Genomic DNA, 17,688 nt, shown 5'->3' with positions numbered 1-17,688 from the left:
CACGCGGAGCGACCAAGTGCCCGTTGCTATAAAAAGCCGATGGATAGCCAGGGGATCGCGGCCACCAGAATCAGCCCGACCAGCAGCGCGCCCATGTAGCCGAGGATCGGGCGAATGCCGGCGTCGGGGTTGACCTTGCTGATGGCACATGCCGAGTAATAGCCGACCCCGAACGGCGGCGAGAACAGACCCACGCCCATGGCCAGCACCACGACGATGGCGTAGTGAACTTCGTTGATGCCGGCGGCGCGCGCGATGGGAAACAGCAGCGGCCCGAACAGCACAATGGCGGGAATGCCTTCGAGCACGCTGCCAAGCAGGATGAACACCGCGATCGAGATCGCCAGGAATCCGTAGGCGCGCCCGGGCATCTTCGCCATGAGCGCGGCGAGGTCCTGCGAGAAGCCCGATTGGGTGAGCGCCCACGCCATGGCAGTGGCGCAACCGATAATGAAGATGATCGCCCCGGACAAGGTGGCCGCGCTCACCAGCATGCGGCCGAGCCGCCGCCAGGAAAATTGGCGATACACCAGGATGCCGATCGCGCTGGCGTAGACAATGCCGATGGTCGAGACTTCGGTGGCCGTGGCGATGCCCTCGACCACAGCAGTGCGGATCACCACCGGCAGAATGAGCGCGGGTAGCGCCACCAGCATGAGGCGGGCGATCTCACGCCGGCTGGTGCGCCGCGCGCCGCTCAGGTCTTCCCTGCGATAGCGCCATGCCACCACCGCGCACAGCATTAAGGCGAGCAGGGCGCCTGGCAGCAAGCCGGCGGTAAACAGCGCGGAAATCGACACGCCGGTCACAGAGCCGATCGTGATAAGCACGATGCTGGGTGGAATGGTCTCGCTTTGCGCGCCGGCAGTCGCCAGCAACGCAATCAGGTCGCCTTCGTCGGCGCCGCGCTTTTTCATCTCGGGAAACAGCACGGGCGCGATGGCGGCCATGTCGGCCACCTTGGAGCCTGAAATGCCCGAGACCAGGTACATCGCGCCGATCAGCACATACGACAGGCCACCGCGCACATGCCCGACCAGACTGGCGAGAAACGCGATCATCGCGCGCGCCATGCCGGTCATTTCGATGAGCAGGCCGAGAAACACGAACAATGGCACGGCCAGCAGAATAAGGTTGGACATGCCCTCGTCCATGCGACCGACCATCACCTCGAGCGGCGTGGTTGTCGTCAGCGACAGGTAGCCAAAGGTCGCCAGCGCGAAGGAGAACCCAATCGGTACGCCCGAGAAGATGCCGATGGCGACCACGCCGACGAAGAAAATCAGCAGGTTGGCTTTGCCCAGCGTTTGGAACCACGGTGCGGCGAGCACGGCAGCGGCGCTAAGCGCGGCGGCCATCGCCAGCGCGATGAGGATGTCGCGCCGGCGGCCGACCTGCGCCAGGCGGATGAGGCCGACCGCGAGCATCAGGCCGATGCCCACCGGCAATGCCAGCGCCCGCCAGCGATCGCTGACCTCCATGGCCGGCGTGAGAATGGGGATCTGGTCGAGCGCGTAATGGCAGGCCGGCGTCATGATCAGGCCCAGCATGGCCACCGAGGCCGAGATCGCCAGCGTATCGACGAATGCGCGACGCGACGGGCTCAGTCGCGCCACGCACGCGGTCATGCGCATATGCTCGCCGCGCCGCAATGCCAGCACCGCGCCGAGCATCGACAGCCACAGAAACAGCATGCCGGCCAATTCATCCGACCACACCAGCGGTGCATGCAATACATATCGGCAGATCACGCCCGCCAACAGCACGATGATTTCGACCAGCAACAGCAAGGCGGCGCAAATTTCCACCGCTGTCATCAAGGTGCGATCCAGCGCCCGCGGCCAACGGCGCGCCGCGGCAGCGCTGCCCGGTTCGGCGCGCTTGGCGGCAACCGGCGCCGACGCCGATATCGGCTCAACCATACGAGTGTCTCCTGAGAGCCCGGCGCCGATGCCGGCGCGGGCGCATTGGCAGCGCGGTCTTACGCCAGCTTGCCGGTGTATTGCTCCAGCGAGGCCCACGCCTGCTCGCCGAAGCGGGCTTTCCATTTGGCGTAAAAGCCCGACTGGCGCAGCGTTGCGCGAAAGCTGTCCGGCGCCGGGTGGTTGATCGTCAGCCCTTTGCCGCGCAGGTACGTGACCGCGTCTTCGTTGAGTTTGAGCACGTCGGCCCGCTGCTTGAGCGCCGCCTCATTGAAGGCGTTCTCGGTGATTTGCTGGAGATCCTTGGGCAAACCTTGCCAGGCGCGCTGGTTGAGCACGAACCAAAAGCCGTCCCAGATGTGATTGGTCAGCGAGCAATACTTCTGCACCTCGTACAACTTGGCCACTTCGACGATGGACAGCGGATTTTCCTGGGCATCGACGATGTGGGTCTGCAGCGACGAGTACACTTCGCTGAATTCCAGGCTGGTCGGCGAGGCGCCCAAGCCCTTGAACATATCGATGCTCAGCGGGCTTACCGGCACACGGATCTTCAGGCCGCGCATGTTCGCCGCGCTGTCGATCGGCACCGTGCCGGTGGTGGTCTGCCGGAATCCGTTGTCCCACATGCGCGCGAACGAGGCCAGGCCGGCCTTGGCCATCGCCGCGCGCACATTGGCGCCCAGCTTGCCGTCCATCGCTGCCCACACCTGCTGATAATCGGCAAAGGCGAAGCCCACCGCGTTGATGGCTGCGACCGGCACCAGGGTCGAGACGACCAGGCCCGACGGCGTAAACATCTGAATGCCGCCGCTGCGCACCTGCGCCAGCATATCGGTGTCGCCGCCCAATTGATTGTTGGGGAAAATCTGGATCTGCATGCGCCCCTTGGAACCCTCATGGATCTGATTGGCGGCTTCCTGGGCGCGCACATTCAGCGGATGCGTCAGCGGCAGGTTATTGCCGTACTTGAACACATACTGAGGCGCGGCGGCGCGCGCGATGGCGGGGAAGGCCAGGGCGCCGGCCAGCGGCGCAGCGGCTGTGGCACGCATGAGGGCGCGCCGTTTAAGGTTAATCATTCGCTTGTCTCCAATTATTGTTGATGATTCAAAAACAATCAAAAAACATCATTTCATCGGCAACACAAGCCAAGTATGCTGCTCAGGAAATGAGGCGTTGTGCTCAGTCGATAGCAGCAAGACTAGGTGGGTGGACGAAGCATGTCAAACCACAAAAATGATGTTTTTTGATGTAATCTGCGATTTGTGCAAGCTTTCGAGAGTTTGAAAAATGACGGACATCCTGTCCCGCTTGGCGGTGGCGCGCGCACGTATCCCCGACATTGCCCAGAGCGCCGGCGTGTCTACCGCCACGGTCGACCGGGTGCTCAACGGTCGTGGCGGGGTGCGCGCCCAAACCGCCCAACGGGTCATGCAAGTGGCCGCCCAACTGGGCTATCTGCCGGCGCAGGCGCCCTTGAGCGCGCCGACCGCGCGGCCGTTGCGCATCGCGTTTTTGTTGCCGGCCGGCAACAATCGCTATTTGCGCATGCTGGGTGATTACATCGATTTTGCGCAGGATCAATGGGCCGCGCTCGATATGAAATGCCGCACGCACTATGTCGAGAGCTTCAACCCGAATGAGCTGGCGGCGCGGTTGCTGCATTACGGCCAGCGCTCCGACGGCGTCGTGTTCATGGCGCTCGAACACCCCGTGGTACGCGACGCCGTGAACACGCTGGCGGACCAGGGCGTGCCGGCCATCACGCTGATCTCCGATTTGTCGAATGCGAGGCGGCTGGCCTATGTCGGCATCGACAATCGCGCGGCGGGGCGCACGGCCGGATTGCTGTTGGGGCGTTTCATGGGCCCGCGCCCGAGCGGCAAGATCGCCATGCTGGCCGGCAGCCTGAACTATCGGGGGCACGAGGAGCGCGAGATCGGCTTCCTGCATCTGATCGAGTCGACTTTCCCGCAACTGCGAGTGATCGGACTGCGCGAAGGGCAGGACGACAGCGAGCGCAACTATATGCAAACCCGCAAACTGCTCGAGCAGCATCCCGACCTGGCGGGCATTTACAACAGCGGCGGCGGGTCTGACGGCGTCGCGCGCGCCATTCTCGAGGCCAAGGCCGATCAAAAAATTCTTTTCATCGGTCACGGCCTGACGCCGGACACGCGCGCACTGCTGATCGACGGCACCATGGACGCACTGATCACGCAGACGCCGCAATCGATGGTCGCCAATTGCCTGAAGATTTTCCGCAATGTGCGCGACCAGCGCAGCCCGCTCGACGGCGTCAAGCCGATCCAGTTCAGCATCGTGCTGCGCGAGAACCTGCCGTAATTTGGATCCCGAACCATGCGCCGTTTCGGTGCAGGCCCCCTTGTATCGCCTGTGCCCTCATCCCGCTCGCGCGAGCGCCGCTGGGCGTGTCAGTGTTTCTCCCTATGGTGCTACCTGGTTGCAATGATAGGATGAATTAAATGCTATTTACTATTCACAAATGAATAGATCGGCCCCGGACGCGTCATTCGACGCACCGGGCAGTGTCGTACTGGCGAGGTGTCATGTGGTGACGATGGTTTCCGAACTGCAGGCCGAAGATCAAACTCCACCGTTGCGCCGACGGCCGATAGGCTGGCGCCGGCTTGGCACCCGTGTGTTCGTGGGGCTGATCTATTTCTTCATGCTGAGCCCGATCATCTTCGTGCTGTGGCTGAGCTTTTTCTCCGACGCGATCCCGACCTTTCCGCCCTCCGGCTATACCTTGCATTGGTACGTGCAGGCCTGGCAAAACCAGGCGTTTCTCGGCGGATTCATTCTGAGTCTCAAGGTTGCCGTGGTGGCGGCCGTGCTGAGTGTTACGTTGGGGATCGCCGCCGCGCTGGGCATTGCCCGCCACGCGTTTCGCGGCGCGTCGCTGTGCAACGGCGTGCTGATGTCGCCGCTGATCGTGCCGGGCATCGTGGCGGGCATTGCGATCTACCTGTTCTACCTGCGCGCGGAAAATATGCTGAACATGGATATTGTCGGCACCTTCGGCGGGCTGATTGCCGCACACGTGTGCTTGACCATTCCGTGGACCATGCGGCTGGTCTCGGCCAGTATCGGCGGGCTCGACAGCACCGTCGAGGAAGCCGCGCGCAATCTCGGCGCGAGTGGCCTGCAGACCTTCTGGCGCGTGACGTTGCCGATGCTGCGCCCGGCCATCGTTGCCTCGGGGTTGTTCAGTTTCATCATTTCGTTCGAAAACCTCGAGGTGACGCTGCCGCTGGTGGGGCCGGGGCACACGACGCTGCCGATCGCCATCATGCAGTACCTCGAATTCAATCTCGATCCGACGATTGCCGCTGTCTCGGCGGTGCAAATCGTGTTGCTGGGCATCGTCATGCTGGTCACCGACCGGTTCGTCAAACTCAGTCAGGTGGTATGACCATGGCACAGGTATCGCTGCGGAATTTGCGCAAACAATACGGCACATCCCTGGCGGTGTCGGATTTCTCGCTCGACATTGCGGATGGCGAAATGGTGGCGTTCCTGGGCCCCAGCGGCTGCGGCAAGACCACTACGCTGCGCATGGTGGCCGGGTTCGTCGCGCCGACTTCCGGCACGGTTCATATCGGCGGCAAGGACGTCACGCAATTGGCGCCCAATCGGCGCAACACCGGCATGGTGTTTCAGCGCTATGCGCTATTTCCGCACATGACGGTGGCGCAAAACGTGGCCTTCGGCCTGGAGATGCGCAAGTTTCCGATGGCCGAGCGTGCCGCGCGCATCAAGCAGGCGCTCGAGATGGTGCGGCTGCACGCCTTGAGCGAGCGCTATCCTCGTCAGTTGTCGGGTGGCCAGCAGCAGCGCGTGGCGATCGCCCGCGCGCTTGCCGTGCAGCCCGAAGTATTTTTGCTCGACGAGCCCTTGTCGAATCTCGATGCCAAGCTGCGCGTCGAGGTGCGCGAGGAAATTCGCGCGCTGCAGCAGCGCCTCGGGCTTACGACCATTTTCGTCACGCACGACCAGGAGGAGGCGCTGACCATCGCCGACCGGCTGGCGGTGATGCATGACGGCCGGGTTCAGCAGATCGGCACATCGGCCGAGCTGTACGAGCGTCCGGCCAATCGTTTCGTTGCCGATTTTCTCGGCCAGATGAATTTCCTCGAAGGTCGCCTGCACGCGGACGGGGCGTTCGTTACCGAGCGCGGCACGCCGCTGAGCGTGGCAAGCACGGATGCGGCGATTCGTGTGGTGGGTTTGCGTCCCGAGCGCGTGGCGCTGGCCGATACGCCACTGACGCTGGGCAACTGCCTGCCGGTGACCGTGTCCTCGGCGGTCTACAAAGGCGCCACGGTCGAGGTGCATGCGCAAACGGAGCGTGGCGACACCTTGATCTGCCACGTGCAAAACAACGGCAGTACGCCACACCAATCGATCGCTGCTGGCGCCAAGGCCTTTGCGGGCTTTGCGGCAAGCGATTGCGTTTTCTTCCACTGAAAGGGGTTAGTTATGACGTATCGCATCGATCGCCGCAAATTTCTGCAAACCGCCTCGGGCCTGCTGGTGGCTCCCGCGTTAGGCCTCGAGACCCTGAGCGCACGCGCCGCGACGGCGTGTCCGAACGTCGTGGTCGGCACCTGGGGCGGCGACTATGAGCGCCTGCTCGACAAGAACGTGGCGCCCATCATCAAGGCGCAAGGCGGTGCGGTAACCTACGCCACGGCCGACCAGGTCTCGCGCATGACCAAGATGCGCGCCGAGAAAATGTTGCGCCATGGCTCGCTCGACGTCAGTTGCCTGGCTGATACCGACATGTTCATCATGAATCAGGCCGGCACCCTGGCGCCGGTGGAGGCCAGCCTGGTGCCCAACGAGGCCAACGTATTCGAGCCGCTGCGCAAAGCGTATTCGGTCCCGCACATCTTCAGCGCGATGGGGATCGTCTATAACCCCGAAAAAATCCCGACGGCACCCGACGCCTTCAAGGCCGCCCTCGACCCGCGTTTCAAGAATCGCGTGGGGCTCTCCGATATCCTTTTTGCCTACTACGGCATGGCCGGCGCGCTGGCCGCGGGTGATCCCAAGGGCGATCTGTCGAAGGGCATCAAGTTCCTGCGCGAACTCAAGCAAAACCGGCCTAAGGTTTATCCGTCGAACGAAGCGGTCGCATCGGCCCTCAAGACCGGCGATATCTGGATGACCTTCATGTGGAAGGCGCGCGCGCTGCAATGGAAGAAGCAGGGTGTGCCGGTGGAATTCGCGTTCCCGTCCGAAGGTGCGATTCCGGCCGTATTCGAGGCGGCCGTGCTGAAGAACGCGCCCGAGAAGGCCTGCGGCTTCAACTACCTGAACGCCATGCTCGATCCGCACGCGCAGGTCGAATTCGCCAGCACCATGGGATATGCACCGACCGTCAGCAATGCCAAGCTGCCGGCCGATCTGCAGCAAAGCGTCGGTTTCACCGACGCCCAGCTGAGCAAATTCCTCAAACCCGACTATCAGGCGTTTGCCGCGCAAAAGCCGGCATTCCTCAAATACTGGTCAGAAGACTTCAAGGTCGGCCTGTAAGAGCGCGCTCATGGAACCATTGGCTGCACCGCCCGCCGGGGGGCGCCGGAGATTGACGCTGGGCCCCCTGCTGGCGGGCCCGGCGACGCTGGTCGTGCTGCTTGTGATCATCCTGCCGTCGCTGCAGCTGATCCGCTACAGCTTCAATCGCTTCGATCCGACCAACTTGATGCAGACGGCGTGGACCTGGCAGAACTACCGGGAATTCTTCGCCAACATGTACTACTTCACGGTGTTGATGACTACCGTGAAGGTGGCCTTCATCTGCACCGCGCTGTCGTTCGTGCTGGGATTTCCGGTGGCCTATGTGCTGGCCAAGACGCAAAGCCGTTACAAGAGCGTGCTGATCATCCTGCTGGTGTTCCCGCTGCTGGTGGGCAACGTCGTGCGCGCGGCCGGGTGGATGGCGATCCTCGGCACGGCGGGCTTCGTCAATGTGCTGCTGCAGGACATCGGCGTGATTCACGCGCCGCTGCGCCTGCTCTATACCCCGCTGGCAGTCATTCTCGGCACGACCGGCGTGGTGCTGCCGTTCATGATCCTGACCCTGCAAAGCGTGCTCGAAGGCATCGATATTTCGGTCGAGGAGGCTGCCCAGAACCTCGGCGCCAACTTCATGCAGACCCTGCTGCGTGTGCTGTTTCCGATGGCTGCGCCCGGCATTGCGGCCGGCACCATGCTGGTGTTCATTCTTTGCATGAACGCCTACGCGACGCCGGTACTGCTCGGCGGCACGGGCCTGGCGATGATGGCGCCGGCGGTCTACGACCAGATCTCCCAGGCTTCGAACTGGCCGTTCGGCGCGGCGCTCGCGTTGATTTTGATGGTCGTCACGCTGCTCGTGGCGGGGCTGTCGAACCGGCTTATTCACCATAGATACGCGCGCACGATGATGTCTTGAGGCTGCCGCCGGCCGCCCGCGCGCGGCCGTCGCTTGCCTCCACTTTTCAAAGGATCGACCTCATGCCGAAACTGACACAACGGACCCGGGCGCAGCGCCTCGATGCGATGCGCCAACTCATGGCGCGCGAGCGTGTCGATGCGCTGCTGCTGACCAGCGCCGATTTCTTTCAATGGGCCACCAATTTCCATGTCGACGTGCTCACATGGGAGCGACCCATCGTAGTTTGCGTGCCGGCCTCGGGCGAGCCGTTCGCGGTGATGAACGAACTCTCCACGCATCACATGCGCTTCGCACGCGAGCGCGGTTCGGTGTGGCTCGATGACGTCGCCTTCTACGCCGAGCATCCGCGCATATCGGCGCGCCAGCCCTTGCTGGGCCAGGTACCCGAACTGATCGCCGAGCGCCTGCGCCAGGCCGGGCTTGTGCGATCGCGCATCGGCGTCGAGGCGGTGGGTGGTCCGCTCGCGCGCGCCGCCGCGCTCTTGCCGGAGGCGCGCATGGTGCCCATGACCCCCGAGCTGCGCGGGCTGCGCTGGGTAAAGACCGACGAGGAGCTGGCCATCATGCGCGCGGCCGCCGAGCTGTCGGACTGGGTGCAGGCGCGTTACCGCGAAAACATCCGACCCGGGCGCCTGGTGCAGGAGCTCGATTACCAGATGGCCGCCTTGATGGTCGAGGAGGGCGCGCGCCGCTTTCCGGGAGAAAACCTCGAGGTGCTGCGCTGCTGGACGCTGTCGGGACCGGCATCGGCCTCGCCGCACGGCGACGGCGCCTCGTGCGGGGCCCGCATCAATGCCGGCGACGGGCTGGTCAATATCGTGATTCCGCGCTTGAATGGGCTGGTGATCGAAAACGAGCGCACCTGGTTTTGCGCCAAGCCGTCCGACGAGCAGCGCAAGTATTACGAGGTCGCGCGCGCGGCCAATGAAGCCGCGCTCGAGGCGGCGGTGACCGGCCGCCCGGTCTCGGGCATCGACGCCGCGGCCCAGCAGGTCATCGAGAACGCGGGATGCGGGCATTTGATCCGGCATCGCACAGGACACGGCATGGGCATCATCGGCCATGAGTATCCGGAAGACATGGCATTCAATCACCGGCCGCTGTTGGCCAACGAAGTGTATTCGGCCGAGCCCGGCCTCTATGTGTTCGGGCTGGGCGGATTCCGACTCGACGATTCCGTGGTGGTCGGCAGCACCCCGGAAGTCCTGACCCAAACCCCGAAAACGCTGGCCCACGCGACGCTCGACTGAGCCGCCGCGCGGACCCCGACAACGATCAAGGAGACTTATGACAGCCGTTCTGTTTGCCAACGCCGCATTGCTCGATCCGCTCGAACCCGAATTGCTCGAAGGGCGCCATGTTCTGATCGAGGACGGCATCGTGCGCGAGGTCTCCGACCGGCCGCTCAAGCATCGCGGCACGACCATCGACCTGAAGGGCAAGACCCTGATGCCCGGCCTGATCGACCTGCACGTGCACCTGTGCGCGACGCAGCTCAACCTCTCCTCGCAGGCTCACGTGCCGAATGTGCTGGTAACCCTGCGGGCGGTGCCCATCATGCGCGCGATGCTGCGCCGCGGCTTTACCACGGTGCGCGATGCGGGCGGGGCCGGGGCGCCGCTCAAGCAGGCGCTCGAGGAGGGGCTGGCCGAAGGCCCACGCGTGTTCGTCTCCGGCCGGGCGATCAGCCAGACCGGCGGCCATGGCGATGGCCGCATGCGCAGCGATTTCCTGCATGATGCGCCGTGCCAGTGCGTGCGGGTCGGCGCTATTGGGCGCGTGGCCGACGGGGTCGACGCGGTGCGGCGCGCGGTCCGCGAGGAACTGCAGATGGGCGCCGATCAGATCAAGATCATGGCTTCCGGCGGCGTTGCTTCGCCGACCGACCCGGTCGGCGCGCTGGGGTATTCGGAGGACGAGATCCGGGCAGCCGTTGCCGAGGCCCATGGCCGGCAGACGTATGTAATGGCGCATGCCTATACCTCTGAAGCGATCCAGCGCGCGGTGCGTTGCGGCGTTCGCACCATCGAGCATGGCAATCTGGCCGACGAGGCGACCGCGCACGTCATGGCCGAGCACGGCGCTTATGTCGTGCCGACGCTGATTACCTATGACGCGCTGGCCAGCGAGGGCGCGCAATACGGGCTGCCGCCGGAGAGCGTGGTCAAGATCGCCGCCGTGCACGAGGCGGGCAAGCGCTCGCTCGAGATGTTCAAGCAAGCCGGCGTCAAAATGGGGCTGGGCACCGATTTGCTGGGCGAGTCGCATCGCCATCAGAGCGACGAGTTGCGCATTCGCGCCGAGATCCTCTCGCCGGCCGAAGCCATCGCCAGCGCCACGGTGATCGGCGCCGAGGTACTGGGCATGCAGGACAGGCTCGGCCGCCTGGTGCCCGGGGCCTACGCCGACGCGCTGGTGGTCGACGGCAACCCGCTGCGATCGATCGATTGCCTGCTCGGGCAAGGCGAGCATATTCCGCTGGTCATGAAAGGCGGCAAGATACACTTCAATGATTTGGCGCAGGCCTGAGACGGCTGCCGGACATGAAGGTACTTGAGGGATTGAATGGACTTTCGCCACATCGACGCTTTTCGCGCGGTGATGCTGACCCGCACGGCCACCAAGGCGGCCCAACTGGTCGGCACATCGCAGCCCGGTATCAGCCGGCTTATCGCGGAACTGGAGAAATCGACCAAGTTGACGCTGTTCAATCGCGAGCGCGGGCGCCTGGAGCCGACGGCCGAGGCGTTTGCGTTTTTCGAGGAGGTCGAACGCCGCTACGCCGGGCTCGATAACCTGCGGGAATTCGCTTTGCGCCTGCAGGACCCGACTACTGCGGTGATGCGCGTGGGCAGCGTGGTGTCATTCAGTCTCGGTTACTTTGCGCGCGCCATCGCGCACTACCGCCGGATTCAGCCGGCGGTGCAGATCGGCCTGACCACAGGCTCCTCGGCGTTGATTCGCGACCAGGTGGTGATGCGCTCGCTGATGCTCGGCGTGGTCACCGACGTCGTCGATCTGACCGAAACCGATGCCGTGGCGTTCTCCAGCGACAGCACGCTGTGCGCGATGCCGGGCGATCATCCGCTGGCCCGGAAATCGGTGGTCAAGCTGGCCGATCTCGCTGGTTATCCGATCATTTCGTATGAGCCGGCGGACATGGTGCGCTGGGGCATGGACAAGATCTTCACCGAGGGCAATCTCGGGCCGCAGATCGCCGCGATCGTGCGCTATTCGGTCAATGTCTGCACGCTGGTGCGCGAGCGGGTCGGCGTGGGTTTCGTGCACCCGGTGGCCGCCTATGACTTTCTGAATGTCGACGGCATTGTGTTTCGCCGGTTCGAGCCCGACATGAAATTCCACTCGCTGCTGATCAAGCCGCGTACGCCGGCAGCCTCGCCGCAGGTCGAGCAACTGATCGACGTGCTCGACGAGACCCTCGTCGAAGTCCTGGACGAGGTGGAGGCGAGGCTCTAGCCCAGGGCGGGCAGCGAATGCAGGCGGGTCAACTGTTCGGCGCTGTCGGCCAGCAGGCCGGCGGCATTGGCGATCGCCTCGTCGAGGGTGGTCGGGCCGAAAGTCAGCGAAAAGCAACCGGCGAATACGCCGTTCAGGCTCTCCAGCGCGGCGCGGTCGACCGCGCCTGAGAGCAACGTGGCCGGCACGCCGGCGCGGCGCGCGAACTGCGCGGCGACCATCGGGGTCTTGCCCGACAGGGTTTGCACGTCGCTGCGACCCTCGCCGGTGATCAGCCAGTCGGCGCCATGCAGCGCATCGGCCAGGCCGATGCTCTCCGCCACGACCTCCGCGCCGGAGCGAAAAGTCGCGCCGAGCAGTTGCAGCGCAAAGCCCAATCCGCCCGCGGCGCCGGCGCCAGGCCGGTCAGCGGCGCCGCGAGCCGGCGCGCCGAAGGCCGCCTCGGCAAGCCCGGCGAATCGCGCGATGGCCTGATCGAACGATTCGACCTGTGCCGCGCTGACGCCTTTTTGCGGGCCAAACACCGCGCTGGCGCCGCGCGGGCCGCACAGCGGATTGTTGACGTCGGACATCGCCACCAGCTCGCAATCGCGCAGGCGGGCGTCGAGCCCGCTCAGGTCGAGCGCGGCCACCTTGCCGAGTTCGGCCGGCACCGGCGCGACCGGCTGGCCGTCATGGTCGAGCAGGCGAGCGCCCAATCCCACCAGCAAGCCGGCGCCGCCATCATTGGTACTGCTGCCGCCCAGCCCGATCAGAATGCGGCGCGCGCCATGCTCGAGCGCGGCGCGCAACTGCTCGCCGAGCCCGACGGTGGAGCGCCCGGCGACCGGCTCGGCCATGCCTTCCGGGTCGGTGATGCTGACCACCAGCGCGCTCTCCAGCACGCCGCTGCCGTCGGGCAGCAACCCGAAGGCCGATTTCAGCGGCGCGCCGCCGGCGCCTTGCACCGTCTGCTCGACGCGCTGGCCGCCCCCGGCCAGCAGGGCATCGAGCGTACCTTCGCCGCCGTCGGCCATCGGACGCTGGCGTACCTCGGCACCCGGGCGGACCCGCGCAATGCCGGCGGCGATGGCGGCCGCGACGTCGCCGGCGCTGAGCGACCCTTTGAACGAATCGGGAGCGATGACAATGATGGGCGCGCGCGAAGGTGTCGACATATCGGATGCGAAAGGCTGGGAAATGACTGTGGGAAATGGCGTTGGGAAACAGCAAAGCCGCCGACAGGCGCAGGCGGCCAGCCCCGCAATATACGCGATTTGCTCGCGGCTTTCATGATGCGTCGCACCATCCGGGCGCGCCGTGGAGCGATTGTCAGAACCTGAAATTCGCGAGTAAGATGACCGGCTGGGTGCCGGTTGCCCGCGAGGTCGCGCGCGAACTCGCGGCACGCCACGGGGCGATCAAGAACACGGAGCAGGACGATGATCAAGCGGCTATCGGGGGGCGTGGGTCTGATATTGGCAGCGGGGGCGCTGGCCGGGTGCGCGGTGCACTCGCCGTCTGTCGATCCGGTCGCGCCTGCCGGGCATGACAAAATCGAAACGGTGGTGATACCCGCCTACCAGGCCAGTTCCGCCGATTTGCGCGCCAGTGCACCGCAGCTCGACGCACATGCGCGCCGGGTCGAGTGGCGCGTGGCTTCGTGCATCTCGTATGCCTGGCGCAGGCAGCCCGGCATTCGGGTCGATGTGGTGCAGATCGACCACGGCCGCTCGGTGCAGGCCTCGCATGCTGGCGAAGGCGAGGTGGCGGTGGCCGACGTGACGTGGCAGCCCCGCAAACGCGGCAGCACCGTGAAGTTCTATCAGGCGGATGGCGCGCCGCAGGCGCTGCTCGGTGCGCTCAAGCACTGCCTGTGATGCCCGGCCGCCGTTGGCGGAGATCGGTAACGATGGCAGAAAAATACATCCTGGCGCTGGATCAGGGCACGACCAGTTCTCGCGCGATTGTGTTTGACCGGCGCGGCCATATCGCCGCGTCGGCCCAAAAGGAATTCCAGCAGATCTATCCACAGCCTGGCTGGGTCGAGCATGATCCGCGCGAGATCTGGTCGACGCAGGCAGGCGTGGCCGCCGAGGCGGTGGCCAAGGCCGGCATCGACGGCCCTGCGGTGGCCGCCATCGGCATTACCAACCAGCGCGAGACGACGATCGTATGGGATCGCGCCACCGGCGCGCCGGTGTATAACGCGATCGTATGGCAAGACCGGCGCACGGCGGATTTTTGCGCCGATCTGAAGCGGCAGGGGTTCGAAGATACGGTCCGCGCCAAGACCGGCCTGCTGATCGACGCGTATTTTTCCGCCACCAAGATTTGCTGGATCCTCGACCATGTCGCCGGCGCCCGCCGCCTGGCCGAGCAGGGACGGCTGGCGTTCGGCACGGTCGACACCTGGCTGATCTGGAATTTCACACGAGGCCGCTTGCACGTGACCGACGTCTCCAATGCGTCGCGCACGATGCTTTTCAATATTCATACACTGGCCTGGGACGACGAGTTGCTCGAGGTGTTCGACATACCGCGCAGCCTGTTGCCCGACGTGCGCTCGTCCAGCGAAATCTACGGCCATACCGAAGGGGCGGTGTTTTCCAGCGAGATTCCGCTGGCCGGCGTGGCAGGCGATCAGCAGGCGGCGTTGTTTGGCCAGATGTGCCTGCGCCCCGGCATGGTGAAAAACACCTACGGCACCGGCTGCTTCATGGTGATGAATACGGGTGCCACGCCGAAGGTCTCGCGCCATCATTTGCTCACCACCGTGGCCTGGCAGATCGGCCGCGAAGTGAACTATGCGCTCGAGGGCAGCATCTTCATCGGCGGCGCGGTGGTGCAGTGGCTGCGCGATGGCCTGGGCATCATTCGCCGCTCGGCCGATATCGAGGCGCTGGCCAGGAGCGTGCCCGACAGCGACGGGCTGTATCTGGTGCCGGCTTTCGCCGGCCTGGGGGCGCCGCATTGGAACCCGCACGCGCGCGGCGCCATGTTCGGCGCCACGCGCGGGACCACCGCAGCCCACTTGGCGCGCGCCGCGCTCGACGGTATCGCCTACCAAACGATGGACGTGCTGCGCGCCATGGAGGCCGATGCCGGCCTGGCGGTGCAGGAACTGCGGGTTGACGGCGGAGCCACCGCGAGCGACCTGTTGATGCAGTTCCAGGCCGATCTGCTGGGCGTGGCGGTGATACGGCCGAATATCACCGAGACGACTGCGCTGGGCGCGGCTTATCTGGCTGGCCTGGCGGTCGGCTACTGGCCCGACGTGGAGGCTTTGGCGGGGCAGTGGCAGCTCGACCGGCGTTTCGCTCGCCGCATGGCGGAGGCCGACGTCGACCGTGTGGTCCGAGGCTGGCGGCGCGCGGTAGCCGCGACCGTGGCCTGGGCCGACGGTTGAGCCCAGGCATCGCCCGCGAACACGGCGGGGTACAGGGGTACACGGCGTGGCTCAGGCCGCCGGCGGATGCAGCAGCGCGCGATATTGGCTGGGGGTGAGGCCCACGGTTGCCTTGAATTGGCGGGTGAATGCGCTGTGGTCGTTATAGCCGCACAAAGCGGCGATGTCGGTGATGCTGGTCTGGCCCGCCAGTAGCGACGAAGCGGCGTCCAGGCGTGTCTTGAGCAGCACCTGGCGCGGCGTCAGATGGAAGATCTTGTGGAAATAGCGTTCGATCTGGGCCACCGACATGTTGGCCAGCTTGGCCAGATGCGCCAGGTGCAGCGGCTGCGCGTAGTTATCCTGAATATATTTGGCGACCGTGGCGAGCCGGTGGTATGCCGGATGGCTGCCCTCGGGGGCCTGCAGGTCGCGCGAAATGCCGGCCACCCCCAGCACCTTGCCGCTCGGATCATGCAACGGCAGTTTGCAGGTCAGGCACCAGCCGGGCTGTCGCCCGGGGTATAGATGCAGCTCCAGTTGATCGATCAGCCGGCTGCCTTGCGCAATGACTGCCTTGTCCTGCGCGGTATAGATGCAGCCGAAGCGCGCCGGGAATACCTGCTCGGCGGTCTTGCCCAGCAGCGCGGCCTTGTCCTTGAAACCGCAACGCGCGGCCAGCGTGCGATTGGCCAGCACATAGCGGGCCTCGGTATCCTTGACGAAAAATACGACGTCCGGCATCGCGTCGAACACCGGTTCGAGCAGCGAGAAGTGCGCCACCATCTGCGGCAGCGTGGTGCTTTCGATGGCGGGCAGCGGCGCGAAATCGGACATGGCGTGTGTCTCAGCTGGCTGAAACGATCGGCTCGCGGGTTGGCTCGCCGTCGACCAGGCGCAGCAGGCCGAGCGGATTGGCGTTTTGCAGTGCCGGCGGCAGCAGCGCATCAGGGGTGTTCTGGTAGCACACCGGCCGCAGAAATCGCGCGACTGCCAGCGTGCCGACGGACGTGCCGCGCGCGTCCGTGGTGGCCGGGTAGGGTCCGCCATGCACCATCGCGTCACACACTTCGACGCCGGTTGGAAAGCCGTTGAACAGCACGCGCCCGACCTTTTCCTCCAGGGCCGCGAGTACTGCGCGGTAGTGAGGCAATTCGGCTGACTCGCCAATCAACGTGGCAGTCAGCTGGCCGTGCAGATGAGCAACGGCGGCGAGCAGTTCGGCCTGGTCGTCGAGTTCGACGACCACCGTCGACGGGCCGAACACTTCGTCCTGAAGTGTTGTGGCGCCGCTGAGCAGCAACGCCTTGTCGGCGACGAACAGATGCGGCGCGGCGCGCTGCTCGTCGTGCCCGCTCACCAGGGTGGCGACGCCGGAGGTCTGGCGCAGGCGCTGCGTGCCAGCCCGATAGTTGGCGAGAATGCCGCCATGCAGCATCGGCTGCGGCGCCTGGCTTTGCAGTGCCGTGCGCAGCGCCTCGATGAAAGCGCCGCTGTGCGGCGTGCGCAACAGTAGCACCAGACCGGGATTGGTACAGAACTGGCCGCAGCCCAGCGCCACCGAGGTGGCGAGATCCCTGGCGATGTCGGCCGAGCGGGCCTGCTGCGCCTGCGGCAGGACGATGACCGGGTTGATGCTCGACATTTCGGCGAAGACCGGAATCGGTTCGGGGCGGGCCGCCGCCAGATCGAACAGGGCGCGCCCGCCCTGCAGCGAGCCGGTGAAACCGACCGCGCGGATCGGCGCGGCCTGCACCAGCCAGGCGCTCACGGCATTGCCCCCGTACACCATGTTGAACACGCCGGCAGGCATGCCGCATCGAGCCGCGGCGCGGACGATCGCGTCGGCCACACGCTCGGAGGTGACCAAATGGCCCGGATGCGCCTTGACGACGACCGGACAGCCGGCGGCCAGGGCCGCCGCGGTATCGCCGCCGGCCACTGAAAACGCGAGCGGGAAATTGCTGGCGCCGAACACCGCTACCGGGCCGAGTCCGATCTGGTATTGGCGCAGATCGGGGCGCGGCTGCGGCTGCCGGTTCGGCAGCGCCCGATCGATGCGCGCGCCGTACCAGTCGCCGCGTCGCAGCATCTTCGCGAACAGGCGCATCTGGCCGGATGTGCGGCCCCGCTCGCCGGCCAGGCGCGCGGCCGGCAGAGCGGTCTCGCGCTGCACTTCGGCGAGGAAGTCGTCGCCCAGCGCATCGATCTCGTCGGCGATGCCATCGATAAAATCCGCGCGAACGGCAGCGCTCAGTTGGCGATAGGCCGGATAAGCTCGCGCCGCGCTGGTTGCGGCAGCCAGCACCTCGGCCTGCGTAGCCTCGAAGAATTTCACCGGATAGGGCGCACCGTCCAGTGCTGCGAGGCTCTCCAGCACGGCTTGCCCCTGTGCGCTGCGGGTGCCGCCAATATATTGGCGACCCTGAATCTCGCTTGTCTCGCTCATCTCG

15 protein-coding genes are annotated in these 17,688 nt (G+C 65.3%); 10 read left to right on the top strand and 5 right to left on the bottom strand.

Annotated features, from left to right (window positions below; genetic code table 11):
* Window positions 1–26: 26 nt before the first annotated feature.
* Entirely contained in the window at window positions 27–1,922 is a 1,896-nt protein-coding gene (locus EPN80_RS03950; protein ID WP_293023960.1) for a TRAP transporter large permease subunit, read from the bottom strand.
* Between the two features lie 59 nt (window positions 1,923–1,981).
* The gene (locus EPN80_RS03945; RefSeq protein WP_293023958.1) at window positions 1,982–3,004 is read right to left on the bottom strand and encodes a TRAP transporter substrate-binding protein; all 1,023 of its coding nucleotides are present in this window, start codon (window positions 3,002–3,004) and stop codon (window positions 1,982–1,984) included.
* A gap of 211 nt (window positions 3,005–3,215) precedes the next feature.
* Here EPN80_RS03945 and EPN80_RS03940 point away from each other — a divergent pair, with 211 nt between their 5' ends.
* The 8 genes from EPN80_RS03940 (at window position 3,216) to EPN80_RS03905 (ending at window position 11,868) form a co-directional block, all read left to right on the top strand.
* Window positions 3,216–4,271, top strand: a complete 1,056-nt coding sequence (locus EPN80_RS03940) for a LacI family DNA-binding transcriptional regulator (RefSeq protein WP_293023955.1) — start codon at window positions 3,216–3,218, stop codon at window positions 4,269–4,271.
* Window positions 4,272–4,431: 160 nt separating this feature from the next.
* A complete protein-coding gene (locus EPN80_RS03935; protein ID WP_293023952.1) occupies window positions 4,432–5,361 on the top strand; it encodes an ABC transporter permease in 930 nt (309 codons plus the stop codon).
* 2 nt (window positions 5,362–5,363) lie between these two features.
* On the top strand, window positions 5,364–6,416 hold the full coding sequence (locus tag EPN80_RS03930) for an ABC transporter ATP-binding protein (protein WP_293023950.1): 1,053 nt from the start codon (window positions 5,364–5,366) through the stop codon (window positions 6,414–6,416).
* A gap of 12 nt (window positions 6,417–6,428) precedes the next feature.
* Window positions 6,429–7,487: an extracellular solute-binding protein gene (locus tag EPN80_RS03925; RefSeq protein WP_293023948.1), complete on the top strand. Its 1,059-nt coding sequence runs from the start codon at window positions 6,429–6,431 to the stop codon at window positions 7,485–7,487.
* A 10-nt stretch (window positions 7,488–7,497) separates the two neighbouring features.
* On the top strand, window positions 7,498–8,388 hold the full coding sequence (locus EPN80_RS03920; RefSeq protein ID WP_293023946.1) for an ABC transporter permease: 891 nt from the start codon (window positions 7,498–7,500) through the stop codon (window positions 8,386–8,388).
* Between the two features lie 62 nt (window positions 8,389–8,450).
* Window positions 8,451–9,641 (top strand): Xaa-Pro peptidase family protein, encoded by a 1,191-nt coding sequence (locus EPN80_RS03915; RefSeq protein ID WP_293023944.1) that lies wholly within the window; start codon window positions 8,451–8,453, stop codon window positions 9,639–9,641.
* 37 nt (window positions 9,642–9,678) lie between these two features.
* A complete protein-coding gene (locus EPN80_RS03910) occupies window positions 9,679–10,920 on the top strand; it encodes an amidohydrolase family protein (RefSeq protein ID WP_293023942.1) in 1,242 nt (413 codons plus the stop codon).
* Window positions 10,921–10,956: 36 nt separating this feature from the next.
* Window positions 10,957–11,868: a LysR substrate-binding domain-containing protein gene (locus EPN80_RS03905; protein WP_293023940.1), complete on the top strand. Its 912-nt coding sequence runs from the start codon at window positions 10,957–10,959 to the stop codon at window positions 11,866–11,868.
* Here EPN80_RS03905 and EPN80_RS03900 read toward each other — a convergent pair.
* The gene (locus EPN80_RS03900) at window positions 11,865–13,025 is read right to left on the bottom strand and encodes a glycerate kinase (protein WP_293023939.1); all 1,161 of its coding nucleotides are present in this window, start codon (window positions 13,023–13,025) and stop codon (window positions 11,865–11,867) included. The genes EPN80_RS03905 and EPN80_RS03900 overlap by 4 nt on opposite strands.
* A gap of 264 nt (window positions 13,026–13,289) precedes the next feature.
* On the opposite strand from EPN80_RS03900, the gene EPN80_RS03895 reads away from it, so the two are divergent.
* A complete protein-coding gene (locus tag EPN80_RS03895) occupies window positions 13,290–13,727 on the top strand; it encodes a hypothetical protein (protein ID WP_293023938.1) in 438 nt (145 codons plus the stop codon).
* Window positions 13,728–13,759: 32 nt separating this feature from the next.
* Complete coding sequence (glpK, locus tag EPN80_RS03890) at window positions 13,760–15,256, top strand: glycerol kinase GlpK (protein WP_293023936.1); 1,497 nt, start codon at window positions 13,760–13,762, stop codon at window positions 15,254–15,256.
* 51 nt (window positions 15,257–15,307) lie between these two features.
* On the opposite strand, the gene EPN80_RS03885 is transcribed toward glpK, so the two are convergent.
* Complete coding sequence (locus EPN80_RS03885; RefSeq protein ID WP_293023934.1) at window positions 15,308–16,072, bottom strand: AraC family transcriptional regulator; 765 nt, start codon at window positions 16,070–16,072, stop codon at window positions 15,308–15,310.
* A 10-nt stretch (window positions 16,073–16,082) separates the two neighbouring features.
* Window positions 16,083–17,684 carry an aldehyde dehydrogenase (NADP(+)) gene (locus tag EPN80_RS03880; protein WP_293023932.1) on the bottom strand — a complete coding sequence of 534 codons (1,602 nt, stop codon included), beginning with the start codon at window positions 17,682–17,684 and terminating at the stop codon, window positions 16,083–16,085.
* Between the last annotated feature and the right edge of the window lie 4 nt (window positions 17,685–17,688).

Source organism: Pandoraea sp. (assembly GCF_004297875.1).
Lineage (GTDB): Bacteria > Pseudomonadota > Gammaproteobacteria > Burkholderiales > Burkholderiaceae > Pandoraea.
This window is presented reverse-complemented; position numbering and strand designations above follow the sequence as displayed.